At 68.7% G+C, this 25,169-nt stretch carries 18 protein-coding genes and 1 riboswitch; of the genes, 8 read left to right on the forward strand and 10 right to left on the reverse strand.

The window, feature by feature from the left end:
• Positions 1-77: 77 nt before the first annotated feature.
• Positions 78-1,517: a polyprenol phosphomannose-dependent alpha 1,6 mannosyltransferase MptB gene (gene mptB, locus ACLJO0_RS30375; protein ID WP_410582143.1), complete on the forward strand. Its 1,440-nt coding sequence runs from the start codon at positions 78-80 to the stop codon at positions 1,515-1,517.
• On the opposite strand, the gene ACLJO0_RS30380 is transcribed toward mptB, so the two are convergent.
• Positions 1,421-1,966, reverse strand: a complete 546-nt coding sequence (locus tag ACLJO0_RS30380; RefSeq protein ID WP_410582145.1) for an SRPBCC family protein — start codon at positions 1,964-1,966, stop codon at positions 1,421-1,423. The two genes, mptB and ACLJO0_RS30380, sit on opposite strands and share 97 nt — an antisense overlap.
• A 59-nt stretch (positions 1,967-2,025) precedes the next feature.
• Here ACLJO0_RS30380 and ACLJO0_RS30385 point away from each other — a divergent pair, with 59 nt between their 5' ends.
• Positions 2,026-2,607 (forward strand): TetR/AcrR family transcriptional regulator, encoded by a 582-nt coding sequence (locus ACLJO0_RS30385; protein ID WP_410582147.1) that lies wholly within the window; start codon positions 2,026-2,028, stop codon positions 2,605-2,607.
• Between the two features lie 65 nt (positions 2,608-2,672).
• Positions 2,673-2,741, forward strand: a riboswitch (guanidine-III (ykkC-III) riboswitch).
• Between the two features lie 11 nt (positions 2,742-2,752).
• Positions 2,753-3,067 (forward strand): DMT family transporter, encoded by a 315-nt coding sequence (locus tag ACLJO0_RS30390; protein WP_063277207.1) that lies wholly within the window; start codon positions 2,753-2,755, stop codon positions 3,065-3,067.
• Positions 3,068-3,690: 623 nt separating this feature from the next.
• On the opposite strand, the gene ACLJO0_RS30395 is transcribed toward ACLJO0_RS30390, so the two are convergent.
• Both ACLJO0_RS30395 and ACLJO0_RS30400 read right to left on the reverse strand, forming a co-directional pair.
• On the reverse strand, positions 3,691-5,016 hold the full coding sequence (locus ACLJO0_RS30395; protein ID WP_125797018.1) for an alpha-lytic protease prodomain-containing protein: 1,326 nt from the start codon (positions 5,014-5,016) through the stop codon (positions 3,691-3,693).
• A 135-nt stretch (positions 5,017-5,151) separates the two neighbouring features.
• Positions 5,152-6,135, reverse strand: a complete 984-nt coding sequence (locus tag ACLJO0_RS30400; RefSeq protein ID WP_125787002.1) for a LysR family transcriptional regulator — start codon at positions 6,133-6,135, stop codon at positions 5,152-5,154.
• A gap of 160 nt (positions 6,136-6,295) precedes the next feature.
• Here ACLJO0_RS30400 and ACLJO0_RS30405 point away from each other — a divergent pair, with 160 nt between their 5' ends.
• Both ACLJO0_RS30405 and ACLJO0_RS30410 read left to right on the forward strand, forming a co-directional pair.
• Positions 6,296-7,096 carry a hypothetical protein gene (locus ACLJO0_RS30405; protein ID WP_410582150.1) on the forward strand — a complete coding sequence of 267 codons (801 nt, stop codon included), beginning with the start codon at positions 6,296-6,298 and terminating at the stop codon, positions 7,094-7,096.
• 73 nt (positions 7,097-7,169) lie between these two features.
• Positions 7,170-7,484, forward strand: a complete 315-nt coding sequence (locus ACLJO0_RS30410; RefSeq protein WP_410582152.1) for a hypothetical protein — start codon at positions 7,170-7,172, stop codon at positions 7,482-7,484.
• Positions 7,485-7,735: 251 nt separating this feature from the next.
• Here the strand turns inward: ACLJO0_RS30410 and ACLJO0_RS30415 are convergent, their stop codons facing one another.
• From ACLJO0_RS30415 to ACLJO0_RS30430, 4 genes are all read right to left on the reverse strand, one after another.
• Positions 7,736-8,923, reverse strand: a complete 1,188-nt coding sequence (locus tag ACLJO0_RS30415) for a cation:proton antiporter (RefSeq protein WP_410582154.1) — start codon at positions 8,921-8,923, stop codon at positions 7,736-7,738.
• 91 nt (positions 8,924-9,014) lie between these two features.
• Positions 9,015-11,291 carry a protein translocase subunit SecD gene (gene secD / locus ACLJO0_RS30420; RefSeq protein ID WP_410582155.1) on the reverse strand — a complete coding sequence of 759 codons (2,277 nt, stop codon included), beginning with the start codon at positions 11,289-11,291 and terminating at the stop codon, positions 9,015-9,017.
• Positions 11,292-11,349: 58 nt separating this feature from the next.
• Positions 11,350-11,742, reverse strand: coding sequence for a hypothetical protein (locus ACLJO0_RS30425; RefSeq protein WP_410582157.1), 393 nt, complete (start codon positions 11,740-11,742; stop codon positions 11,350-11,352).
• A gap of 29 nt (positions 11,743-11,771) precedes the next feature.
• Complete coding sequence (locus ACLJO0_RS30430; RefSeq protein ID WP_410582244.1) at positions 11,772-12,347, reverse strand: TetR/AcrR family transcriptional regulator; 576 nt, start codon at positions 12,345-12,347, stop codon at positions 11,772-11,774.
• An 81-nt stretch (positions 12,348-12,428) separates the two neighbouring features.
• On the opposite strand from ACLJO0_RS30430, the gene ACLJO0_RS30435 reads away from it, so the two are divergent.
• Complete coding sequence (locus ACLJO0_RS30435; protein WP_410582159.1) at positions 12,429-12,758, forward strand: rhodanese-like domain-containing protein; 330 nt, start codon at positions 12,429-12,431, stop codon at positions 12,756-12,758.
• Here the strand turns inward: ACLJO0_RS30435 and ACLJO0_RS30440 are convergent.
• The gene (locus ACLJO0_RS30440; RefSeq protein ID WP_125797023.1) at positions 12,749-13,411 is read right to left on the reverse strand and encodes a maleylpyruvate isomerase family mycothiol-dependent enzyme; all 663 of its coding nucleotides are present in this window, start codon (positions 13,409-13,411) and stop codon (positions 12,749-12,751) included. The genes ACLJO0_RS30435 and ACLJO0_RS30440 overlap by 10 nt on opposite strands.
• A 114-nt stretch (positions 13,412-13,525) precedes the next feature.
• On the opposite strand from ACLJO0_RS30440, the gene ACLJO0_RS30445 reads away from it, so the two are divergent.
• Positions 13,526-13,936: a RidA family protein gene (locus ACLJO0_RS30445; RefSeq protein WP_410582162.1), complete on the forward strand. Its 411-nt coding sequence runs from the start codon at positions 13,526-13,528 to the stop codon at positions 13,934-13,936.
• 225 nt (positions 13,937-14,161) lie between these two features.
• On the opposite strand, the gene ACLJO0_RS30450 is transcribed toward ACLJO0_RS30445, so the two are convergent.
• On the reverse strand, positions 14,162-20,542 hold the full coding sequence (locus ACLJO0_RS30450) for a hypothetical protein (protein ID WP_410582164.1): 6,381 nt from the start codon (positions 20,540-20,542) through the stop codon (positions 14,162-14,164).
• A gap of 247 nt (positions 20,543-20,789) precedes the next feature.
• On the opposite strand from ACLJO0_RS30450, the gene ACLJO0_RS30455 reads away from it, so the two are divergent.
• On the forward strand, positions 20,790-21,716 hold the full coding sequence (locus ACLJO0_RS30455) for a hypothetical protein (protein WP_410582165.1): 927 nt from the start codon (positions 20,790-20,792) through the stop codon (positions 21,714-21,716).
• Positions 21,717-22,209: 493 nt separating this feature from the next.
• On the opposite strand, the gene ACLJO0_RS30460 is transcribed toward ACLJO0_RS30455, so the two are convergent.
• Positions 22,210-25,020, reverse strand: coding sequence for an ATP-binding protein (locus tag ACLJO0_RS30460; RefSeq protein WP_410582166.1), 2,811 nt, complete (start codon positions 25,018-25,020; stop codon positions 22,210-22,212).
• Positions 25,021-25,169: the final 149 nt, after the last annotated feature.

A 25,169-nucleotide genomic window follows, 5' to 3' on the forward strand; every position in this document is an offset into this window, starting at 1 on the left:
CGCGGTCGCGAAGCGTCGCAACCGGTTTCCCGTACGTTCGGCGGAACCGGATTCCGCACTTGGAGTAGCTTGGCCGCATGCAGAACGTCTTGCCCGCGCCGGAGAAGACCGGGCTGAACATCTCGGCGTTGCACTGGGCGGGTTTCCTCGGAATCGCCGTACTGGTGCTGGTCACGTCCGGGATCGGCCTGCCCTCGGTGCTGGTAGTCGCGCTGGGTGTCGCCGGGATGGCCACCCTGGTGCTGTCCTGGCTCGGCATCGGACGGCTCGCCGCCGGGTTGCCCGAGCGGCGGCTGTACTGGATCGCGGTCTCCTGGTGCGCGCCGCTGCTGGTCGCGCGCCCGCTGTTCAGCGGCGACATCAACAGCTACCTGGCGCAGGGCCTGATCGCGGCCAAGGGGTTCGACACCTATCTCGTGGGACCGGCCGAGGCGCTCGGCGCCGATTCGCCGGTGACACTCGCGGTCAGCCACTACTGGCGGGACACGCCCGCGCCGTACGGTCCCGCGTTCGTCGCGCTGGCCCGCGCGATCGCCCACGTCGCCGGGGACGCCTTCGTGCCGACAGTGCTGCTGCACCGGCTACTGGGGCTGATCGGCATCGTGCTGATGGCCTGGGCGCTCCCCCGGCTCGCCCGGCGCGCCGGGGTTTCGCCGTCGATCGCGCTGTGGCTCGCCCTGCTCAACCCGCTGGTCCTGTGGCACGTCGTGACGGGCGTGCACAACGACGGGCTCATGGTCGGGCTGATGGTCGCCGGGCTGGAACTCGTCCTCATGGGCGCGGCGAAGACCGGCGCGGCCCGGTCGGCGCTGATCGCGGCCGGCGTGATCGCGGTGAGCGCCGCCGCGAACATCAAGATCGTGGCCGTCGCGGGTCTGCTGTTCGTCGGCATCGACCTGTTCCGCCGGGCGACACCCGCGGGCCGGGCGGCGGTGGCGCTCGGGCTGCCCGCCGGATTCGCCGCCGTCACGGTGGCGATCTCACTCGGCAGCGGGCTCGGTTTCGGCTGGGTCCGGGTGCTTTCCGGGGTTTCCGGCCAGGTCCACAGCTGGATGGCGCCCACCAACGAACTCGGCTTCCTCGTCGGCGGGGTGGGCAAGATCTTCGGGGCGGACCTCACCGACGGCGCGATCAAGGTGTTCTCGCTCGTGGGCGCGATCCTCGGTCTCGCCGTCGGCGCCAGGCTCTTGTGGCTCACGTACCGGGAAAAGCTGCACCCGCTCTACGGCGCGGGCCTGACTTTCGCCGCGATGCTGGTGCTCGGCCCGGTCGTGCAGCCGTGGTATCTCCTGTGGACGGTCGCGCTGCTGGCCGTCAGCCTCACGACCGACCGCGGACGCTGGATCCTCGCGGGTGTCAGCGCGGTGTTCGGCGTGCTGCTCCCGCCCGCGAACGGTGGCGCCGTGTCGCTGGCACTGGGTTACTTGATCGCCGTCGTGCTCATCGGCGGCACTTTGTTCGTGCTCAACCGGAAGGGCCTCTTGCCGGAGATCAGGTTCCGCAAGAGCCGGACGTAGAAGCTCCATCGCGCGGGCGTCTTGACCGTGCCGGTGAGTTCACGCTCGGCACGGTCGAGGCAGTCTTCCAGCAGCGCGTCGTGCATCGGCCGCCACAGCAGCGGATAGGTGAACCACGCCGGATGCCGCAGCCGCAACACCATGAGGTGCGCGAGTTCGGTCTCGCCTTTTTCCGTCGCACGCAAGGTGAATTCGTGGAACCCGTCGAAGCCGCGGGGCGCGGTGAACCTGAACCGCACGGATCTCCCTTGTTCGTAGGACTCCACGTGGTACCGCACCGGCCCGTGCCCGCCGTCGGCTCCCACCCCGAGTGGCCGGTCGAACCGCAACGGCGGCCATGCGTCGACGGGCCAGAGCTTGTCGCCGTCGGCGGAAAGAGTGTCGATCAGCGCGCCGACGCGCTCCCGCGGCACGTCGACGATCCGGTGATGCCTGTTCCACACGCGCATCGCGCCTCCCAGTTCTAGAGACCTTCCCCTAAAACCATAGTAGAGGATAGTCTCTGAAAATGGGACGGCCACCGCGGCACACCGCCGACGACTTCCTCGACGCCGCCGTACGGATCTTCGCCGCCGAAGGGATCGCCGGGGTGACCATGTCTGCCGTCGCCCGCGAGGTCGGCGCGCCGAGCGGGTCGATCTACCATCGCTTTCCCGGGCGTCCGGCGCTGCTCGCCGCCGTCTGGCTTCGCACGGTGACCCGCTTCCAGCAGGGCTATCTCGAAGCGCTCGAACAGGAACCGGTCACCGAAGCGGCCGTCGAAGCCGCGGCAGAGGTCGTCCGCTGGTGCCGCGCCCATCCCGCCGAGGGAAAACTGCTCTACGGGGGCCGCGGCGCGCTCGGCGTCGACGACTGGAGCACCGAGGACCGCGCCCGCGTCGGAGACGCCGACCGCCGCCTCGAAACGGCGATCACGAAGGTCGTGCGACGGCTGCGGCCGCTGACCGGCCGGAGCACGGACGAACTGATGCTGGCCCTCGTGGACCTCCCGTACGCCGCGGTACGGCGACACCTCGACCGGGGCGAGGCGCCGCCCCCGCGCACCGTCGACCTGGTGGCCAAGACGACCCGGACCCTGCTGACCGGCTGACCGGCCGTGGTGGTGACCCTCGTCAAACCCGCGGGCGCCCTCGCCGACGGTGTGCCATCCTGGACGTGGAACCTCGTGATCGAGGTCCCCGGACGAGTGGGTGCCGTACCCGGCCAGCGACAAGACGGCGCTCTTGGAGCGCGTCATGTCGTGGCTTGTCCTGATCGTTTCGGGTGTACTGGAAGCCGTATGGGCCACCGCCCTCGGCAAATCCGAAGGGTTGTCCCGGCCGGTACCGTCGGTGATCTTCGGCGTCACGCTGGTGGCGAGCATGGTGGGGCTCGCCTACGCGATGAAGGATCTCCCCGTCGGCACCGCCTACGCGGTCTGGGTCGGGATCGGAGCTTCGCTCACCGTCGCCTACGGCATGTGGTCGGGCGCGGAAACCGTTTCGGTGGCCCGAATTCTGCTGATCGTGGGGATCGTGGCCTGTGTGGTTGGCCTGAAAGTCCTGCACTGAGCCGGTCGCGAGTGGGGCGGCGCCGGATCGCCGTTCCGTGAAGTGGACAGTTGCGAGCACGCCCGGTGTCTGCGGCGCGAACGAACCCACCACAGAGACCCGACACCTCCTCGACTGTCCATACGGGACACTTTCCGAGAAGGCTCCCTTCGCCGCGTCTGATGCGGCGAAGGGAGCCTTCGGCCCTGGCCCTGGTCTGGCGCGAGGGGTCGTGAGTGGCGATTCGGGTTAGAGCCCAGGGTGTCTTAGTACCTACATGGGTTCCGGCTGCGGTCGATCCCCAGGCCAGGTCCGTGAAGGCCTCCTTCCCTACTCTGAGGGTAGGAAAGGAGCCCCTCACTACATGCAGGGCTGAGCTCAGCCCTGCATGAAGCGACCTTCACGCCTTCCCCGAGTACATGAAGGACCCCATCCCTGCGCCCAGGTACAGGAAGGGGTCCTTCATGTACTCCAAACCAGGCACCACGCAAGAATCGCCACAGGGCACGCAGTAGATACCTAAGAGAAGGCTCGCCAGAACCCGAATCGCCACTCACGAAAAGGGACCGCCCCCGACGCACGGACGACGTCGGGGGCGGTCGGGTCCGGGCGCACCCCTGCGTGTGGCCCGGACGGCTAGGCGGTCAGGCGCGCGCCCAAAGCGCTGGGACGTTCGGCGGCTCCCAACCTGCCTGTGCGGTGTGGCCCTGGAGGGCCCGGTACGACGCACCGCCGTAAGTCACCGTCGCGCCGACGGCGTAGGTGGTGCCCGCCGCCCAGGTTCCGCCGGGCGGGTTGTTCGACGTCGTGGTGGTCGGCGTCGTGCTGGACGGCGGGTTCGATCCCGAGGTCACCAGGCGCAGGTTGTAGACGCTCAGGATCTCCGAGATCGGCTGGAAGTAGAACGTGCCACCCGAGCTGCAGTTGCCGGAACCGCCGGAGGTGACACCCTGCGCCTGGTCACCCGCGAGCCACGAGCCGCCGGAGTCGCCCGGTTCGGCGCAGGCGTTGGTCCGGGTGAGGCCGGAAACGGTGCCCTGCGGGTAGTTCACCGAGGCGTTCTTCTGCTGGATGGTGCCGCAGTGCCAGCCCGTCGTTGAACCGGAACGGCAGACCGACGCGCCGACCGCGGCCTCCTGCGAGCCCGCCACCGGCACGGTGCCCGGGTAGCGGTTCACCAGCGGACGCGGGGTGTTGCCCGCGTCCACGCGGACCCATCCGTAGTCGTTGCCGGGGAAGCTGGAACCCGCGACGCTCCCGCTCGGGTTCGAGGTCCGCGTGCCGGTGGTGCCGCAGTGCCCGGCGGTCACGAAGCCGCCCTCGACCGAGAAACCGATCGAGCAGCGGCCCGAACCGAAGGTGTAGGCGTTGCCGCCGATGACGTCGATCAGCGGAACAGGGCTCTCGGTGCTGGTCTCGACCCGCACCGCGTCGGCACGCACGCCGGACGCGGTCGCCCACGACTTCGCGGCGGCTTCGGTGCCCGTGGTGGCCAGGACGACGATCGAGTTGGTGACGGCGTCGACGTACCAGCCGGGCACGGTCTTCGGCGCGCTGGTTCCCTTGGCGTCCAACGACAGCTTCGCCGCGTCGAGCTGAGCGGCACTCCGCGCGACGGTCTTCGGGGTCGCGCCCGCGGCACGCACGGTGCCCTCCAGCGCCGCGTCGGTGACCGCGACGGTCAGCGTGGTCCCGGTCGCGTCCAGCCACGATCCGGCGTAGGACGAGCCGAGCCGGGTCTTGAGGTCGCTGTCGGCGCGGGCCGCCTTCTGCTCGACGGCGAGACGGGTCCTCGCCTGGTCCGGGCTGATCTTCAGGTCGCGCGACAGGGCGGCGACGATCTCCGACTGGACCTGGTCGGCCGCGGGGGCGGTCTGGCCGGCGCTGGCGCTCGGTGTCAGCGCGACGGCCGTGACCAGGCCCGCGCCGGTAAGGGCCGCCGCGGCGGCCGCTACGATCTTTCGGTTCATTTCAGGCGTTTCCTCACCGACGTTCCGGAAGAAGATCTCGTCCCAGACCGTACGAGGCACCTGCCGCAAAAGGTACATACCATTTAGGTCATATCCACGTCAGTGGACTGGACCTTTCAACGACTTCCGCGCAGGTCAGCGCACCCCTGCGTCCGTGTAGTCGACGCCATAACCCGGGTTCAACTCCAGGTACTTCGAGTAGGTCGGCCGCCGGTCGATCAGCTCGCCGTACACCGCGCGGGACAGGGCGATCATCTCCGCGGCGAAGGGGCCCATCTCCCCTCGATCCGACCAGCCGACGAGATTCCGCCAGCTCAGCGGGTTCCCCGCGATCGGGACCGCGACGATCCCCGGGATCTCGTGGAACAGCGGCTGACACAACACCACCGCGTGTCCCGATTCGACCATCTCGATACAGGTCAGCACATCGGTCTCGTACAGCGAACGCGGTGTGAACCCCGATCGCGCGCACGCGGAAGCGAAACAGTCGCCGAAGCATCCGTCGCCCGGCGTCGCACACCACCGCTCGTCCGCGAGCTCACCGAGTTCCACCTCGCTCTGCTGCGCGCGCTCGTCCCGCGCCGACATCAGCACGAACACCGGATGATGCGCGAGCGTCCGCCAGCGGAGACCGGGCTCCGGCGGCGGCGCGGCGTCACCGCAGACGCCGACGAAGGCGAAGTCCAGCGCGCCCTCGGCGGTCATGTCCGCGAGTTTGTTGGACGACCACGACGTATGCGTGGCGACGTGGATGTCGGGATGAGTGGTGCCGAGGCGCTGCAGGAGCGCCCCCAGCATCGGCCCCGTCGCCGAGCCGAGCCTCAGCGTCACCGGCTCACCGGTCCCGGCGTGCTGGGCGAGGCGCGCCGCCTCGTCGTGCAGGGACGACACGGCGGGGAGCACCATCTTGGCCCGCTCGAGGACGAGCAGACCGAGCGCGGTCGGCCTGGTCCCCGTGTGATCGCGCAGGAAGAGCTTCCCGCCGAGGGTCCGTTCGATGCGCTTCAGTTGTGCTGTCAGTGCAGGCTGCGCCATTCCGAGCGTGTTCGCCGCCTTGGTGATACTCCCGAGTTCGGCGATCGCGCACATGATGCGCAGGTGGCGCAGTTCCAGCTCCATCCCTCTACGTTAGTAGACATAACTGGACTGGACCAGACAAACAAGTGGGCCAAATGGCTTCGTATCGGGTGGTTCGCGGGATGCCATCGATGTCAGGAATCCCGGACATGGCGGGCCACCGGCCGATATCGTCATCAGGGAACGACGACGAGGGGGTTCGGTGGCGGACGAGCATGGACGGATCCGGCGATCGCTGGCGCGCGTGATCACCGACGACAATCTGGATCTGTACGTACTGGGCACCGTCGCACTGGTGTTCACCGTTCTCGGCGCGACCGGGATCTCGGACGTCAAAACGCTTTCGTCCGTGGTGACGGCGTTGCTCGCCCTGCTCGCCTTCTCCCAGATCCGCTCGCGGCGGCTGACCGAACAGGTCCGCGACGCCAACCGCGGCGGCCCGGCGGCGTTCTTCGAACCGGAATTCCCCGCGGATCTCATCTCCCGGCGTGCGACGGCCTTCGACATCCTGCTCATCGGCCATTCCATGACCAGGACCGTGCAGGGCATGCGCAGTGACATCCGGTCGATCCTCGAAGCGGGCGGACGGATCCGGGTCCTGGTGCTCGATCCGTCCGACGAAGAGCTCGTCGCCATCGCCGATCGCCGGATTTCCCAAAGCCTCGGGCAGGGGCGGCTGCGGCAGCGGATCCTCGCGACCCTGGACGAACTGACGTCCTTGAAGAGCAGGACGAGCGGCAGGCTGGAGATCCGGGTGTCGTCGCGGATCTCGTCCGCGGGCTTCAACTGTCTCGACGTCTCCAGCAAACGCGGACTGATCTGCGTCCAGCACTACGAATACCGTCCGTCCGGTGAAGCCTCGCCGGTGTTCACAGTGGAACCGAAGGACGCGCCTTGGTACCGGCATTTCGCCGACGAGGCGGAACGGCTGTGGGAGGACGGCACGCCATGGCCGCCGTCGGCGGACGTCACCGAGACAGAGGGCGACCGGCCGGCGCGATAACGGTTCGGGAACAGCGCTCGTCCGACTGATTCCCCTCTTCTAGAGTGCCTTTTTCGCGCCCAGGGGAGGGTTCGTGCACATCCACGCCAGACGTCGTTCCATCAGCTTCCGCGGCCGGACGATCACCATCAAGGCCGCCGTCAAAGGGCTCAACGACAAGAAACACACGTTCAGCGTCGAGAAGATCAGCGGTATCAAGAACATCCCGCCGACGGCGTTCAAGCCGGGGATGCTCATCTTCGAAGTGACCGGCGCGTCCAAGGCGATCGTCGAGGACGTGCCCCTGTACGCCGACAAGGTCGACATGAACACCTTCACCTACGGCGGCTTGAACTCCAAGCACGTGAAAGAACTCGAAGCGGCGGTCAGGAAGGCGATGAGCGGCTGACCGGCCTTGGGGAGGTGGCGTGCCGGTAGCTCGTTCGGAAGCCGAGGGAACCACCTAGGTGTGTGGATATAGGGACGTTGAGTGTCCCTATATCCACACACCCCTCACTCGCTGTCAGGGCCGTCGCTATCGCCTCCGGGTCAGTCCACAGCATCGCCCGGTAGGCCTTCGTCGGCCGCATCCGCCCGTGCCGTCAGGGACCGCCTGGGCGCGAAGAACGCGAACCTGACTTACTGGACAGCGCCTAGTCGTCAAGACCTCTTCGACTTGCGATTCAGGAACGCCGACGCCCCCACACCATGTGCCGCGACGCTCGCCAGCACCGTCACCGCCATGACGCTCAACGCGACGTCCGCCGCGTCCCCGTCGAGCGAGTTGAAGGCCAGCAGCCCGAACACGATCGACGCGGCGCCGCGCGGGGCCAGCAGGCCGATGGTCATCCGGTCCCGCCAGCGGAAATCCGTCCGCAGCAAGGTGATCAGCACCGGGACCAGCCGGGCGACGGTCAGCGCGACGACGCTGACGATCACCACGCCCCAGGTGAGGCCGAAGGACAGCACCAGCACCGCGGTGCTGCCGAAGACGAACCACATCAGCAGCCCGCACAGCGAACTGACGTCCTCGGCCAGCCCGAGTTCGTCTTCGCTCGGGTGCCGGGCGGTCTTGTAGGCGATCCCGCAGATGAACGCGGCGACGAAGCCGTTGCCGCCGATCGCGACGGCGGCGGTGTAGGTCAGCAGCGGCAACGCGACGGCGGCGACCCGCGCGGAATGCCGCGTCGACCAGCCGTGCTTGCCGGTCACGTTCATCGCCACGGCGGCCACCGCGCCGATGACTGAGCCCGCCAGCACGGCCAGCAGCGCCGCCGGGATCGCGGTCTGCAGCGCCTCGCCCGGCGTGTTCGCCTGGTGGTGGCTCCCCGCGAGGGTGAGCGCGAAGATGAACACCGGGGCGACGACGCCGTCGTTGTAGCCGCTTTCGACGTTCAGCAGATGCCGCACGCGTTCGGGCACCCGGACGTCGTGCACCACCGAGGTCGCGGGCGCGAAATCGGTGGGGGCGATGATGCAGGCGATCAGCAGCACCACCGTCCAGCCGATGCCCGGCAGCACCAGCAGGCCGACGCCCATGACGATCAGGATCGTCAGCGGCAGGGCGATCAGCAGCAGCCGCACCGCGGTCTTGGCGTCATGACCGAGATAGCCGCCCTTGACCGCGGTGGCGTCCACGAACAGCAGCAGCGCGAGGATCAGTTCCGCCGCGTTGAGGGCGATCTCGGTGTTGAGTCCGTTGCCGAGGTCGTTGCGGGTGCTGAACCCGATCGCCAGCCCGGCCGCGACCATCGCCATCGGCGCGGTGATCTGCCACCGTTCCAGCCGGGCCGCGGTCATCGTCCAGGCCAGCACGACGACCGCGCCGACGAGCACGCTCTGGATCATCTACCCGTCCCTCGTTCCCGGTGGAACTCCCCTGCCACCGGGAACGAGCATAGGGCCGGGCGCGACACGACGGTCCACAAAGGAACGTCGATCACACCACCGCGCCGTTGTCTTCGCGCGACCGTGTCCGCGACGCCTTCCTGACCGGACGTCCGGCCCCGGGCCACCGCTTGTCGAGCAGGATCGCGACGGGACCGGCGGTGGCCACTGTGGACACTGTGCCCGCGACGAGACCTAGCAGGAGCGCGAGGGCGAAGTCGGCCAGCGATCCGTCCCCGAGGAACAGCAGCGCCCCGAGGACGAACAGCACCCCGATCCCGGTGTTGATCGTCCTCGGCAACGTCTGGAGCACCGCCGTGCCGACGACGCGGGCGAACGGTTCCTTGCGGCGTAGCCCGCGCACTTCCCGGACCCGGTCGAAGACCACCACCGAGTCGTTGACCGAGTACCCGATCACCGTCAGCAGCGCGGCGAGGAAGACGCCGTCCATGGATTTGCCCAGCCAGGCGAAGATCCCGAGGATGATCAGGACGTCCTGGGCGAGCGCCGCCACCGTGGCGACGCCGAGGCGCCAGTCGAACCGGACCGCCAGGTAGATCAGCTGCGCCAGCACCGCGAGGCAGAGCGCGATCACCGCCTTGGTGCGCAGTTCGGCGCCGAGGCTCGGGCCGATCTGCTCGTCGCGGATCTCGGTGGCGTCACCCGCGACCGACGCGACGGCGGTCCTGATCCGTTCGGTGGCGTCTTCGTCGATCGGTTCGGTGCGGACCGAGATGCCCTTCTCACCGGATGTCTGCACGACGGCGCGCGGGAATCCGGCGTCGGAGACCGCGTCCCGCACCTGCTCGACGTCGGCGGGTGCCGAGGTGCTGTATTCGACGACCCTGCCGCCGGTGAACTCGACGCCGAGGTTCGGCCCGGCCACGAACAGCCCGGCGATCGCGGCGATGACGACCGCTCCCGCCACCATCAGCCAGCGTCGCGGTTCGCCGAGGAACCCGGGGTCGCGGCGGTTCACCCACTGGCGGACCCGGCCCTCGTGGGTCAGCCCGGAAAGCCGCGGTCTGCGCGCGACCGCGCCCCGCATCGTCAGGTGCAGCAGCAAACGCGTGAGCACGAGCGAGATGAACAACGCGACGACGACGCCGATGGACAGCGTCACCCCGAACCCGCGCACCGGGCCGGACGCCAGCCAGAACAGCAGGCCCGCGGCGAGCAGCGTCGTCACGTTCGAATCGACGATCGCCGACAAGGCCCCGCTGAACCCGCGGCTGACCGACCGCGGCAGTGACCCGCCCCGTTTGACCGTGTGTTCCTCTCTCGCCCTTTCGAAGACGAGCACGGTGGCGTCGACGGCCATGCCGATCGCCAGGACGAAGCCGGCGAGCCCCGGCAAGGTGAGCGTCGCGCCGACGGCGAGCAGCGCGGCGTAGGACACGGCGGCGTATGCCACCAGCGCACCCACGGCGATCAGCCCGGCCAGGCGATACACCGCGAGGAGGAACAGCGCGGTCAGCGCCAGGCCGATCACGGCGGCGCGCGCGCTGGCGTCGATGGCCTCGGCGCCGAGCGTGGGTCCGACGGTGCGCTGCTCGATGATTTCGACCGGTGTCGGCAACGCGCCGGCGTTGATCAGCAGTGCCAGGTCCTTCGCTTCGGCCGGGGAGAACTGGCCGGTGATCTGCGTGCTGCCGCCGACGATCCCGACCCCGCAGGCGACCTGCGGGCTGACCTGCGGCGACGAGATCACCTTGTCGTCGAGCGCGATCGCCACCCGGCGGGCCGGGTCACCGGGCGGCGAACAGGCGGCCTGCCCGGTCAGCCGTTCCCAGGCGCGCCCGGCATCCCCTTTGAAGTCAACGGAAACGAGCCAGCCGCCGCCCTGCGAATCGATCGACGAGAGCGCCTCGTCGACACCTTCGCCGGTCAGCGCGGCGGGCCCCAGCGTGAGCGGCTGGCCGCTCTCGTCGGGAAGGACCCGCGAGTCACCGGAGCCAGTGCCGGTGCCGAGCACGGGGTGGAAGGACAGTTGCGCGGTGCGGCCGATCACCTCGACGGCTTCGCGCGGATCACGGACGCCGGGCAGTTCGACGATGATCCGGTTGTCCCCGGAGCGGGCGAGCATGGGCTCGGCGACGCCCAGCGCGTCGACCCGGCGCCGCAGCACCTCGAGCGTCCGGTCGGTGGTCTCGGCGTTGGCGGTGACGGTGGGCGAATCCTTGGTCTCCAGCACGATCTGCGTCCCACCACGCAGATCGAGGCCAAGACGCGGGGCGGTGGTCAGCAACAGGTACACGGTCGCGGCGAGGACGACCAGCGAGACGACGGCTCGCCCGGTCATGCCTCGCCGCGCGGTTTCGCGCGGCACGAAGGTTTCTCCTCGATGATTTCCCGGTTCGGGCACGCGGAAGACGCGCCCGTGAGCTTCAGACGGCTACCGGGAAAGGAGGAGCGCGATCCCCCGTCGCGAGGCGGTTCGCCGTGCGCGAGGGAGGAATGACGTCGTCGTGGAGTCCGCCGAGGCGGAGCAGCGTCGTCGACGCGGGCCCGTGGGGGACGGTCCCGAAGAGCGGCAGGTCACCGTGACCGTGCACACCCAGGAGCGAAGGTTCGGCGGCGAGCCTCCCCGCGGCGCGCACCGGCGCCACGGCCTTGGAGACCGAGGAGTCGACCGTCGCGTTCGCCCCGCGCGACTCGTCCGCCGAAGCGGAATCGGCCGCATGGAGCGCGAGGAACAGGCCGAGCGCGGTCAGCACGGCGGCGAGCAGCGCCGGCACGGCCTGCCTGGCCGTCCGGTACCTCCGGCTCTCCACCATCATCGACACACTCCCGGGTCCTCGCCGACACCCTACTTGGGTCCGGCCCGCCGCCACAGGCGCGTGATCCCGGCGCGGACGCGGTCCTCCCCCAGTTCCGGCAGCAGCGCGGTCAGATGCTCGGCCGCCAGCGGGGCCAGCAAGGCGTGCGCGGCGTGCTCGGGATCGGGCGTGCCGTCGAGCAGGAGCGCGACGTGCCGGTGCCAGAACCGGTAGGCGCCGATGCGGTAGCGCGCGCCCGGCGCCGCGGTCTCCGACATCCGCACCAGCGGCAGGTGTTCGAGCACGTAGTCGACGTACGCCTCGGCGAAGGCCACGAGCCGTTCGACCGGCGGAGCTCCGGGGCCCAGCGGCGGCGGGCCGTGCAGGATTCCTTCCTGGAGCAGGCGTTCCCGCTCGTCCAGCAACGCGACGGCCAGCCCCGCCTTGTCGCCGAAGCGGCGAAAGAGCGTCCCCTTCCCCACGCCCGCGGCCGCGGCCACCTGATCCATCGACACGGCGTCGACGCCGTGTTCGGCGAACAGCGACGCGGCCGCGTCCAGGATGGCGGCCCGGTTCCGGGCGGCGTCGGCGCGCTCCTTGGGCGGCGGTGTGCGCAGGAGTTCCAACGGTATTGCAGAAACGGACTGCGGTCCGTTATGGTCGTGAGGCACATGCGGACTATAGTCCGATTAACTGGAGGTAGCGACATGACCGCACTCATCACCCGTGACGAACTGAAGGCCGCGATCGAAGCGAAGACCGTGACGGTGGTCGACGCACTGGGTGGCGAGTACTACGCCAAGCAACACCTGCCCGGCGCGATCCCCCTGGTCCTCGCCGACGTCGACGCCCGCGCCGCGACCGTGCTGCCCGATCGCGGCGCCGCCATCGTCACCTACTGCTCGAACCCCGCCTGCCCCAACAGCGGACAGGTAGCCGACCGGCTCACCGCGCTCGGCTACACCGACGTCCGCAAATACCGGGAAGGCATCGAGGACTGGGCCGACGCCGGCCTGCCCCTCGAGTCTCAGTCCTGAGAAAGGACACGCTTCCGCAGGATCGGGACCCCGTCGCCGTCGAGTTCGGCGAGGTAGGCCGCCCGTCCGGTCATGGCCATGATCAACGCCAGGGTCGGACCCGAGACGAGCGGCCCGGACCCGACGGCGAAGGGGCCATCGGTGGCTCGCAACCGCAGCCCGCCGATGCGCCCCTTCGCCATCACCACCAGGTCCGCGCCCTGGTAGTACCCGGCCAGCGCGGTGAGGACGGTGATCGGATAATCGCGGCGGATGCCGAGGGGGCGGCGGATGTCCTCGGCGTGCACGATCGCCTCGCCGAGCATCGCCAACTTCGGCAGGGGTGGTTTCGTCGTGCTGTCGACGACCCGGCGGAACCGCTCCAGCGTCTCGGCGCCGTCCTCCCCCAGATGTTCGGCCAGCCGCATGGCGACCTGCTTGTCGAAGTCCCACCGGCAGCGGATCACGCCGGCCAGCCACCGCAACGGTGTGAGACTCGCCCCCGCGGTGAGATGCGCGAGCACCTCGCGCACCGTCAGCCCGGCGCAGAGCGACGGCGTCGCCCACCGCTCTTCGGTGACCTCCGCGAGGTCGTTCGCCAGTGCCGCCCGCTCGGCGTGGATCAGCGGCCAGACCTCCGTCGCGGCGCGCGTCTTCGATCCTGAGTTCGTCATCGGGAGTCCTTCCGGTCATCGTCGTCCGAAGGTGAGACTCCCGCCGCGGACCGGAATCATCGGTCCCCGATACTCGGGAGGCGAATTCCGCCGAACACAAGGAAATGGGGACCGATGATCCAGCGCTGGAATCCGGAGACCGTGGCGGCGCCGATCGGCCCGTACAGCCATCTGGTCCGCGTTCCCGCCGATCACGAACTCGTCGTCGTATCCGGCCAGATCGGCGTTCTGCCCGACGGCGAACTCGCCGGACCCGACGCGGAGTCGCAGACCCGAGCCATTCTCGCCAACCTCGAACGACTGCTCGAAGCCGCGGGCGCCGGACCGGAACATCTGGTCAAGGTGTTCAGCATGCTTTCCGGCACCGAACACCTCGGCGGTTTCCGCACGGCGCTGCGCGAGACCTTCACCCGCTGGTACCCGGAAGCGGACTGGCCCGCCCAGTCGCTGATCGTGGTGGCGGCACTGGCGCGCCCGGACCTCGTCGTCGAGGTCGAAGCGCTGATCGCGGTGCCCGGACACTGAGAAGAAGGTCAAAGGTGTCGTGTTCGTGGTGAGGCTGGTGGCCCTGGTCAGGCGCGAGGGGTCGTGATCGCGGGTCCGTGAAGGCCTCCTTGCCTACCCTGAGAGCCCCAGCACTACACCTTCACACCAGCCCAAGTACATGAAGGAACCCATCCTTGCGCCTAGGTACAGGAAGGGGGCCTTCATGTACTTCAACCCAGACTCAGGCCGGGCACCGCGGCTCGATCAGGACTCCCGGCGCCTCCGCCCGGCGAGGAGCAGCAGCGCGCCGATGGCCAGCATGCCCAGCGCCAGCACCGTCATCGTCTTCACCGGCGAGCCGGTCACGGCCAGACCGGGCGGACGCGGCGTGGTCGGCGGCTGCGGGTTCGGCTTGTCCGGCGGCTGCGGTGTCGGCGGTGTCGGCGGGACCCGGGTGTCGGTGCCGCAGTCGGGGTTCGCCGAACCCGGCGGGCAGTTACCGCCGGGAGTGTCGGACGTGACGACGTTGCGGAGGCGGTGGTCACCGGTCGCCGGCTTCCGCACGGTGACGGCGTAGGTGACGGTGGCCTTCTCCCCCGGCTTGAGCGCACCCTTCCAGGTCAGCTTGGGCGCGGAATAGGTGACCGCTCCCGTACTGGACTTGGCGGTGCCGTCGAAGGTGGCGTCGTCCAGCACCTGGGTCAGATCGTCGGTGAAGGTCGCGTCGTCCACTGGAGCCTGTCCGGTGTTCTCCACCGTGACGGTGAACGTGACGACCTCGCCCGGTTTCGCCTCCGTCTTGTCGACGGTCTTCTTGATCTTCAGGCTGGACAGCGGTGTCGTCGTGCCGCACTTCGGGTCCTTGCTGCCCGGCGGGCAGTTCACGCCCGGGGTTTCGGACGTGATCACGTTGGTCAGCTTGCCGTCGCCGTCGGTCTTGGTGACCTTGACGCTGTACGTGACCGTCGCCGTCTGCCCGATCTCCAGGTCGCCGGTCCAGGTCAGCTTCGGTTCTTCGTAGGTCACCGAACCGATCGTCGCCGCACCGTCCTTCTGGAACACCGCGTCGTCGAGGACCTCGGTGAGGTCGTCGGTGAACGTGGCGCCGGTCAGCTTCGTCTTGCCGGTGTTGCGCACGGTCACCGTGTACTTGACGACGTCGCCGGGGTTGGCCGTGGCCTTGTCCGCCTTCTTCTCCAGCGAGATGCCGGGCACCGGGGTGACGGTCGAGCACGCCGGATCGTCGGACTGCGGCGGGCAGGTGCCCGGGGTGTTGGTGCTGACGGTGTTCCGCAGTTCGTGATCACCTGTCACCGGGTTCTTCACCTTCACCGAGTACTTCAGCGTGGTCGACGCCCCCACCGGGAGATCGCCGGTCCACACCAGGTTCGGCGCGGTGAAGGCGAACGTCCCGGCGACCGGCGCCGACGCGGCGTCGTCGGAGTAGTCGGCGTCGTCCAGCACCTCGGACAGGTCGTCCGTGACCCGTGCGGCGTCTTCGCCGACCAGGTCGACCTTGCCGGTGTTGCTGACGGTCACGGTGTAGGTGACGACGTCGCCCGGGTTCGCGGTCTGCTTGTCCGACGTCTTCTTGACCGTCAGTTCGCGGGACGGCACGTCCGCGACGCAGTTCGGGTCGGTCGAATCCGGCGGGCAGTTGTTGCCCGGCGTCTCCGAAGTGACCACATTGGACAGTTTCTTGTCACCGGGGTTCGGGTTCTTGATCTTGACCGTGTAGGTGACGGTCGAGGTCTGTCCGATGCCCAGCGAACCGGTCCACGTCAGTTTCGGTGCCGCGTACGTGACACCGCCGATGGTCGCCGCGCCGTCGTTCTGGTAGTCGGCGTCATCGAGCACCTCGGTCATGTCGTCGGTGAACGTGGCACCGTCCTGCGCGGTCTGCCCGGTGTTGGTGACGGTGATCGTGTACTTCACCGTGTCGCCGGGGTCGACTGACTTCTTGTCGGCGGTCTTCTTGATGAGCAGCCCGGAAATCGGCGTCGTCGTGCCGCAGTCCGGATCGGTCGAACCCGGCGGGCAGTTGCCGCCCGGTGTGTCCGAGGTGACGGCGTTGACGAGCTTCTTGTCGCCGTCGCCCGGCTTCTTCACCTGGACCGTGTACGTGACCGTGGCGGTCTCCCCGATGCCGAGGTCGCCGGTCCACGTCAGTTTCGGTGCCGCGTACGTGACACCGCCGATGGTCGCCGTGCCGTCGTTCCGGTAAACGGCGTCGTCGAGCACTTGGGTCAGGTCGTCGGTGAAGGTCGCTCCCGTCAGCTTCGTCTGACCGGTGTTCTTGACCGTGACCGTGTACTTCACGACGTCGCCGGGGTTCGCCGACTGCTTGTCGACCGCCTTCTTGATTTCCAGGCCCGAAACAGGGGTGTCGGTGCCACAGTCCGGATCCGTGGAACCCGGCGGGCAGTTGCCGCCCGGCGTCTCCGACGACACCACGTTCTTGAGCCGGTTGTCGCCGGTGTTCGGGCTCTTGACCTTGACGGTATAGGTGACCGTGGCCGTGTCACCGACGCCGAGGTCACCGGTCCAGGTCAGCTTCGGCGCGGCATAAGCCATACCACCGATGGTCGCCGCACCATCATTTTGATACTCCGCGTCGTCCAGCACCTGCGTGAGATCGTCGGTGAAGGTGGCGCCGGTCAGCTTGGTCTGCCCCGTGTTGGTGACGGTCACCGTGTACTTCACGACGTCACCCGGGTTCGCGGTCTGCTTGTCGACCGACTTCTCGATCTTCAACCCCGACACCGGCGTCGTGGTGCCGCACTTCGGGTCCGTCGATCCCGGCGGACAGTTGCCACCCGGCGTCTCCGAGGTGACCGTGTTGATGAGCTTCTTGTCGCCGGGAGCCGGGTTCTTCACCTTGACCGTGTAGGTGACCGTGGCGGTCGCGCCGATCTCCAGATCGCCCGTCCAGGTCAGCTTCGGCGCGACATAAGCCACACCACCGATCGTCGCCCCACCATCGTTCTGATAGTCCGCGTCATCAAGAACCTGAGTCAGATCGTCGGTGAACGTCGCCCCGGTCAGCTTGGTCTGCCCCGTGTTCTTGACCGTGACCGTGTACTTCACCACGTCACCCGGGTTCGCCGACTGCTTGTCGACGGTCTTCTCGATCGTCAGACCCGACACCGGCGTCGTGGTCCCACACTTCGGATCCGTCGAACCCGGCGGACAGTTACCACCCGGCGTCTCCGACGACACCACGTTCTTGAGCAGGTTGTCGCCCGTGGTGGGGTTCTTGACCTTCACCGTGTACGTGACCGTGGCGGTGGCACCGATCTCCAGATCGCCCGTCCAGGTCAGCTTCGGCGCGACATAAGCCACACCACCGATCGTCGCCCCACCATCATTTTGATAGTCCGCGTCATCAAGAACCTGAGTCAGATCGTCGGTGAACGTCGCCCCGGTCAGCTTGGTCTGCCCCGTGTTCTTGACCGTGACCGTGTACTTCACCACGTCACCCGGATTGGCCGACTGCTTGTCGACGGTCTTCTCGATCGTCAGACCCGACACCGGCGTCGTGGTGCCACACTTCGGATCCGTGGAACCCGGCGGGCAGTTCCCACCAGGCGTCTCCGAAGTGACCACATTGGACAGTTTCTTGTCACCGGGGTTCGGGTTCTTCACCTTCACCGTGTACGTGACCGTCGCCGTCGCGCCGATCTCCAGATCACCGGTCCACGTCAGCTTCGGCGCCGCGTAAGACACACCGCCGATGGTCGCCGCACCATCGTTCTGATAGTCCGCGTCATCAAGAACCTGCGTGAGATCGTCGGTGAACATCGCGCCGGAAACCTTGGTCTGACCGGTGTTCCGCACCGTCACCGTGTACTTCACGACATCACCAGGGTTCGCCGACTGCTTGTCGACCGACTTCTCGATCAGCAGACCCGACACCGGAGTAGTGGTCCCACACTTCGGATCCGTCGAACCCGGCGGACAGTTACCACCCGGCGTCTCCGACGATACGACGTTCTTGAGCTGGTCGTCGCCGGTGTTCGGGTTCTTCACCTTGACCGTGTAGGTCACCGTGGCCGTCGCGCCCACGTCGAGGTCACCGGTCCAGGTCAGCTTCGGCGCGGCATAGGAAACGCCGCCGATCGTCGCGGCACCATCGTTCTGATAGTCCGCGTCGTCCAGCACCTGAGCCAGGTCATCGGTGAATGTCGCCCCGGTCAGCTTGGTCTGGCCCGTGTTCTTGACCGTGACCGTGTACTTCACCACGTCACCCGGGTTCGCCGACTGCTTGTCGACCGACTTCTCGATCAGCAGACCCGACACCGGCGTCGTGGTCCCACACTTCGGATCCGTCGAACCCGGCGGACAGTTACCACCCGGCGTCTCCGACGACACCACGTTCTTCAGCCGGTTGTCGCCCGTGTTCGGGCTCCTGACCCTGACCGTGTAAGTGAACTCCGCGCTCTTCCCCGCCGCGAGTGTGCCCGTCCAGGTCAGCTTCGGATCCACATAGGACACCGAACCGGGTGACGCGGTGGCGTCGTTCTGGTAGACCGCGTCGTCCAGCACACCGGTCAGATCGTCGACGACCTTGAGGTCCGCCGCGGTCACCTTCCCGGTGTTGGCGATGGTGACCTTGTAGCGCACGACGTCGCCCGGGTTCGCGGATTCCTTGTCCGCGGTCTTCGTCACCGTGTACGACGGCGGCGGCACCTTGGTCTTCGCGCACGCGGCGGCGGGATCGTCCGGGCAGCGGTTGTCCGGCGGGACGACCGGCGGCGGTCCGATCGGCACCGTCGCGCGGTTCACCAGTTCCTTGCCGATGGCGGCCTCTTCGACCTGCACGCGCACCGTCAACGTGGCCGTCTCCCCGACGGCGAGGCCGTTCACGGCCCAATCGATCGGCCCGGAGCCGGACGCGGTGCCCTTCGAAGGAGTGGAGGACACGTACGTCGTGCCCGGCGGCAACGTGTCACGCACCGTCAGCGCGGGCACGGGGATCACCCCGGTGTTCCGCACGGTCACCTGGTAGGTCAGGGTGTCGCCCGGGATCGCCTCGGCGAGGTCGACCGTCTTCGTCAGCTGGTACCCGGGCGAGGCGACCGTGTTCCGCACCGTGTTCGACGTGCGTTCCTGCGGACGGCCGGTGTCCTCGCCGCGGAAGGTCACCTTGCCGGTGTTGTCGAGTTTGGTGCCGTCCGGCACCGAGGTGCCGACCTTGACCTTGAAGGCGACCTTCTGCGACTGCCCTGGGCTCAAGTTCCGCAGGTTGCAGGTGACCAGTTGCCCGGCGGCCGAACAGTCCGGATTGGACCCGGCCACGAACGTGACGCCGTCGGGCAAGGTGTCGGTGAGCACCACGTTCGTCGCGGTGTCGAGGTCGTTGACACTGCCGTCGGCGTGCCGGTTGGCGACGTCGAAGCTGTAGGTGACCTCGCCGCCCTTGGCGACGTAGCCCGGCGGGTTGTCGTCGGTGTTGCCGACCGGGTCGTTGGCCTTCGTGATCTGCAGATCGGGTTCGAGCGCGTCGGTGACGAGCCAGATCGTCTGCGGATACAGCGCGTCGCCGACGGTGCCGATCTTCACCTGGAGCGCGGTGGTCCCCGCGGGAACCTTGCCGGTGATGTCGATGCTGCGGGCGTCGTAGCCGACGTTGTTCACCGGATTGGGATCGCGTGACGTGACGTTCGCGCCGGAACCGGTGGCCGTGACACGGTCGATACGGCTGCTGAAGGCGTTGTTGGTCGCCACGCCGCCGGGCGCGGGCATGGCGATCGTCTGGAGACCGGCCGCGTTCGGGCCGACCTGGAGGTAGTCACCGGTGATGGGCGCGTCGCCGTCACCCGCGACGATGCCGAGTTCGACGTTGGGCTGACGCGAGGTCGGTGCCTTGATACCGCTCAGCGCGATGGTGGCCGAGCTCGGCGTGCTACCGCCGGCGACACGCTGCAAACCGTCCCACACCTGCAGGTAGCGCAACGGCTCACTGGGCAGTTCGTAGGCGACCACCAGTGACCAGCCACCCCAGCAGCCGAGGTTCGTCCCACTGATCGACTGGCCCTGACAGGCCTGGATGTCGGCGACCGTGTACTGCCCGGTGCCGGCGCCGGTCACGAGGTCGGTGACGTCGGCCGCGCCGCCGTATGCGTAGAGGGTCGGGAAACCGCCCGTCGTGGTCGCGGGGAACCAGTCGTAGGTTTCGGCGGTGATCCGCTGGTAGGAGGCCGAGCCCGGGGTCTTCATCGAAACCTGGTTCCCCCGGCTCCCGTCGCCTGAGGTCCCGTTGCTGGCGACCGGGTTGAACTGCCAGTACAGCCGCGCGTTGAGCACCTTCGCGCCGGCCGGGACGTTCAGGCTCGCCGCGGAGGCCGTGTTCCCCGGCGCGGCCGGGTCGGTCTTGATCCACGACACCGGGCTCGCGTTGCTCGTGGACTCGTTGCAGACCACGCCGACGCCACATTGCACGACGGAGTTGGCGGCCATCGTGATCCCGCCGTGCGCCAGGCCGGAATACACCGGTTCCGGCCCGATCGGCCGTTCGGTGCCCGCTCCGCGCGGCTGGGTCTGGGCGTTCGCGGGCAGCGGGGCACCCATCAGCAAGGCCACGACGATCACCGTGAGCACCGCGATTCCCCGGCGCCACCGATTCCGCCCACGACGTTCCGCCATGCCGCCTCCGCCTCACCCCTCGCTCCCGTCGGCCCAGGTCAGGACGAAGGGGACAGCGAGCCCAAGTGATGGTCATCCTGGTTCGGCAAGATCGTCGACGGCAACCGGGACCGGCGGTGTCGCCTGGATAAAACCCGTTGAGTGGCCCCGAAACCCCCGGACGGGTGATGAAACCCGGGTGACCGTCCACAACGGACGAAAGCGACGGGGGTGGCGTTTTCGCGCGAAAACTGCCATCGTCGAACGCGTGATCGATCTTCCTTACCGTGGCTCCGGTCCTTATTGCTATGCCCATTCCCTCGCGATGATGCTGGGCTCCGGCTCGCCGGAAATAGACGTGCTCGAAACCGTCACCGGCAGTCCGTTCGGCCTGCAACTGGTCGGCGGATCGATGCCGTTCTTCGACGCTTTCGGCTGGGATCCCGACCTCGGCATCGGCGAGGCTCTCGACGCACTCGGCTGGAGCGCGGAAACCGTCAGCGAGCCGGATCCGGAAGCCGCGTTCGCACGGCTCGTCGAAAGCCTCGCCGACGGCCCAGTCCTGATCGGCCCGGTCGAGATGGGGCATCTGCGCCACCAGCCGGGGATGACCGGCCCGATCGGCGCCGACCATTTCCTGGTCGCGCTCGCCGCGGACGGCGAGTCCGTCACCGCCCACGACCCACAGGGATATCCGTACGCGCTGATCCCGCGGCGGGATTTCGCCGCCGCTTGGCTCGCCGAAACCGTGGCCTACGGCAAACCGCATACGATGCGCACGAATTTCGTCCGGCACACCGTCGTCGACGACGAAGCCGCGATCGTCGCGTCACTCCCCCGGGCCATCAGGCGGCTCGGCGGCGAGAACGACGGCGGTCTCCCGCCCGGCAGTCTCGGCAACGGCGAAGCGGCCCTCGCGCTGGCCGCCCGGATCGAAGCCGGTCCCGACCCGGACCTGCGCGGGCTGCTCGTCCACTTCGCGATCCGCGTCGGCGCCCGGAGGCAGGCCGACGCGGCGGCGTGCCTGCGCCGGATCGGCCGCGAAGACGCCGCCGCCGTCCTCGCCGCGCAGTCTCGGCTGGTCGGCTCGTTGCAGTACGACCTCGTCACCGAGGACGACGCGCGTGCCGCCGAGACACTCCGGAAGCTCTCCCCGACCTATGAAGAGCTCAGACGGGCGCTGACGTCATCCTGACGATCTCGCGGACGATCACCTCGGGTTCGGTCTTCGGGATGTAGTGACCGGACCGCTCCGCGATCACATGTCTGGCGCCGGACGAGAGGCTCACCCGGTGGGCGTGTGAAGCGTTCGCCTGCGCTCTCATCCTGGCGGACATCCCGCCCTCACCGAGACTTACCTTGAAGTCAAGCCCTCTCCGCCGCGCGAAGATCGAGTTTCGTCGGCTGGTGGCGGGTGAGTACATGAAGGACCCCTTCCTTGCGCCTAGGTACAGGAAGGGGTCCTTCGTGTACTTGGGGAGGTGTGAAGGTCGAGTTTCCTCGGCTGAGCCGAGGGAAGGGGCCTTCACGCGCCACTGTTGTGACCACTGGTGCCTGTGGGGCGATCGTGGCGATCACCGAGTCCGTGAAGGCCTCCTTTCCTACCCTGAGGGTAGGGAAGGAGGCCCTCACGGACCTGCAAGAACCGAAGCCGGCGCGCCTGAGCGACGGTGTCGGGAATCGAACAGCTAACGTCCCGGTTCCTTGACCGTCAGCCCCTCAAGCCGCTCTTCGGTCAGGACGGTGCGCGACGGCAGTCCCAATTTGCGCAGCGCCCGTCCGATGTGGATTTCGACCGTCCGCGGCGAGAGGAACAGCCGCTCGCCGATCTCCCGGTTCGTGAGGTTCCGGGCGGCGAGCCTGGCGACTTCGAGTTCCCTCGGCGACAAGGTTTCGCCGTAACCCTTGCGGCCGCGCCGGGGCATCTCCGGATCACAGCGTCGCAGTGACCGGCGGCAGCGGAGCGCGTCCACGGCGGCGCCGAGGCTCGCGTACGCCGTCTCCGCGGTGGTGAAGGAAGCGACGGCGCGTGCCAGGTCTCCGGCTTCGGCGAAGCATCCGGCCGCGAGTTCGTCGGCGTAGGCGGCGAAATACGGCAGGGGCAGCGCGTAGTACGCCTGCGCGGCACCGAGCAGCAGATCACCGGCGGGCAGCGTCTCGCCCCGTGACTGGGTGAGCAACCCCCGGCACAGCAGCGCCGACGCGTTCGCGACGGGGGCGTCCTTGCCGTCGATGCCTTGCCGGTACTCGCCGAGCAGCTCCCGCGCCTCGACGTGCTGCCCCAGCCCGAGCATGGTGCGCACGGCGAACGGCATCAGTTCGGCCGCCCAGTGCCAATTGTTCTTGCGGCGCACGGTTTCCAGGCCGTATTCGGCCAGGCGCAGGGCCGCATGGAGGTCTTTGCCTGCCTGATGGACCGCGACGCGGCCAGCGTAGGCAGAAGCCTGCACCGGGACGCTGCCCGCGGAAAGCGCGAACGCCGCGTCGAAACTGCGCAGCGCCGCCGCCGGCCGGTGTTGCCCGTACTCGTACCAGCCGAGCACGAGCAGCGGCTCGGCCGCCAGTGAACTGTCCTTGTCGACCCGGGTCAGCATCGCCCGCGCCTTCTCCGCGACGCTCGCCCACTCCCCCATCGCGAGGTCCAGGCGCAGTTCCGTGCCGTCGGCCAGCGCGTCGAGATAGGGCTGGTGATCGTCGCGGATCAGCCGCCGCGCGGTCGTGAGGTACGCCCGCGCGACGGGGTAGTGCCCGTTCCACGCCACCGCGTCGGCCAGGTTGATGTAGGTGCGGGCGACCTGGCGGCAGACCTCGGCCGACTCCGGCACGGGTGGCAGGTCGGCGATGTCCTGCCACACCCCCGGATCGGCGATCTGCATCCGCGCCGAAAGCCGGTTGGCGGCGATCGCGGCCAACACTCCCGCGTCGTGTTCCCCTTTGCTCACCTGTTCGGCCTGGTCGAGCCAGCGGAGGTTCTCCTCCACCGGGACGGTCCCGATATGCGGCAGCGCCAGGGTGACCAATCCCCTGGCGAGCAGCGCCTGCCGCCTGCCGAGGTCGGCCGCGCCCAGTTCGATCTCGAGCCTGCCCGCGTCGACCTTGCCCACCTGATTGATCAGCACCTGTCCGAGATTGACCCGGATTTCGCCGCGAGCGGCCTTGCTCAGCGGCCATTCGCGCAGGATCTCCCGCAGCAGCCGGACCGTGCCCGCGTGGGCGATGCTGCGCGGAAGTTCCCTCCCGAGCCTGACGGCGAACGACTCGCGCGCGGCCCGCGGCAGCTCCGCGTCCCGCAAAGCCGCTTCGAGCAGACGACCCGCTTCCTCGGTCCGGCCGTCTTCGATGGCGTTGTCGACCGCGACGCCGGTCCACTGTGTCCACTCGGCGAGATCGCCCGCCAGCCGTGCGTGGCGGGCGACGAGCGACGCGATGGGTTCGTCGTCCGCGGCGAGCCGGGCGGCGGCGCGTCCGTGCATCGCGCACCGCTGAGGCCCGGGAAGCAAGGCGTAGACGGCCTCACCGATCAGCGGGCTTCCCGAGACGTACCGGCCGCGGCCGAGATCACGCAGCAGTCCCGTTTCCACGGCTTCGGTGACCGCGCCGGAGATCTCCCCGGACGGTGACGCCGCGAGAGCGTCCAGTTCCGGTTCCCCGGCGGGCGATCCCAGCACCGCGGCCGCGCTGACGACGTCCCGCGCGGCCGGGCCGATCGCCGCCATCAGCCCGGCGACCCGGCTCCGCACGGCCGGCGGCACGGTCACTGGGAGCGCCTCACCGGAGCTTTGGACCAGAGCCGTCAGATCGACGGCGATGCCGGACGTCCGCCGGTGCGCCGCCTCGGCGAAATCCGGCGCACAGCGGCCGAAGGACGCGTCCAGCAGCGTCCGCACCTGGATGGCGCTGAACGCCCGAAGCGACAACTGCGCGGCGGTTCCCGGCAGCGGCGGGAACCGCCGCGGTCCGCACGACACCGCGCTGACCACCACGCTCAGCGACGTCGCCGGGGACGTCGCGAGCCCGCGCAGGAACTCCCACGTGTCGTCGTCGGCGGCGTGGACGTCGTCGAGGACCAGAACCGCCGGACCGCAGCCGGTCAGTACTTCCCGAACGGCCCGGAACTCCTGCTGCCGGACGGTGCCGTCGTCGGCGTTCTCGGGGAACGGCGGCAGCCACGAAGACCATTCGGGGATCAGCCGCCGCAGGACGCCGGTCACCGGGGAGAACTCCGCCGCGTGGGCGGCGGCCACGGCGCCGCTCCCCAGCAACGCGTCGACCAACGGTGCCAGCCGGCACGGCCGGGTGAAGGGAAGACACCGGGTGGACCAGACCACACGCGACGCGATCCCGGGATGGGCGACCAGTTCTTCGAGCAGACGGCTCCGGCCCACACCCGGTTCACCCTCGACGACGGCGACCGACGGCGGGCGCGAGGCGACGCGCACCAGTTCGGCCAATTCGGTGTCGCGGGCCACGAACACCGATGCCGCACCGCTCGTCGGCATGCTCGGGACCATACCGATCGGACACCCGCCGAAAGGCGGGAACACGAACAGTCACCACGGGCCGCGCGCTTTCCCCTGGTCCACACCACCGGAGTCACGAGCTTCCCGCGTCGTTAACTCGTTCGGGCGACGCCGACCCGCGGTGGCGC

This window comes from Amycolatopsis sp. lyj-108, assembly GCF_046549005.1.
GTDB lineage: Bacteria > Actinomycetota > Actinomycetes > Mycobacteriales > Pseudonocardiaceae > Amycolatopsis.

Excerpts from the sequence above, each read along its gene's own strand:
- mptB (WP_410582143.1), top strand. The coding sequence starts at position 78 with ATGCAGAACGTCTTGCCCGCGCCGGAGAAGACCGGGCTGAACATCTCG.
- ACLJO0_RS30380 (WP_410582145.1), bottom strand. The coding sequence starts at position 1,966 with ATGCGCGTGTGGAACAGGCATCACCGGATCGTCGACGTGCCGCGGGAG.
- ACLJO0_RS30385 (WP_410582147.1), top strand. The coding sequence starts at position 2,026 with ATGGGACGGCCACCGCGGCACACCGCCGACGACTTCCTCGACGCCGCC.
- ACLJO0_RS30390 (WP_063277207.1), top strand. The coding sequence starts at position 2,753 with ATGTCGTGGCTTGTCCTGATCGTTTCGGGTGTACTGGAAGCCGTATGG.
- ACLJO0_RS30395 (WP_125797018.1), bottom strand. The coding sequence starts at position 5,016 with ATGAACCGAAAGATCGTAGCGGCCGCCGCGGCGGCCCTTACCGGCGCG.
- ACLJO0_RS30400 (WP_125787002.1), bottom strand. The coding sequence starts at position 6,135 with ATGGAGCTGGAACTGCGCCACCTGCGCATCATGTGCGCGATCGCCGAA.
- ACLJO0_RS30415 (WP_410582154.1), bottom strand. The coding sequence starts at position 8,923 with ATGATCCAGAGCGTGCTCGTCGGCGCGGTCGTCGTGCTGGCCTGGACG.
- ACLJO0_RS30425 (WP_410582157.1), bottom strand. The coding sequence starts at position 11,742 with ATGATGGTGGAGAGCCGGAGGTACCGGACGGCCAGGCAGGCCGTGCCG.
- ACLJO0_RS30435 (WP_410582159.1), top strand. The coding sequence starts at position 12,429 with ATGACCGCACTCATCACCCGTGACGAACTGAAGGCCGCGATCGAAGCG.
- ACLJO0_RS30440 (WP_125797023.1), bottom strand. The coding sequence starts at position 13,411 with ATGACGAACTCAGGATCGAAGACGCGCGCCGCGACGGAGGTCTGGCCG.
- ACLJO0_RS30445 (WP_410582162.1), top strand. The coding sequence starts at position 13,526 with ATGATCCAGCGCTGGAATCCGGAGACCGTGGCGGCGCCGATCGGCCCG.
- ACLJO0_RS30450 (WP_410582164.1), bottom strand. The coding sequence starts at position 20,542 with ATGGCGGAACGTCGTGGGCGGAATCGGTGGCGCCGGGGAATCGCGGTG.
- ACLJO0_RS30460 (WP_410582166.1), bottom strand. The coding sequence starts at position 25,020 with ATGCCGACGAGCGGTGCGGCATCGGTGTTCGTGGCCCGCGACACCGAA.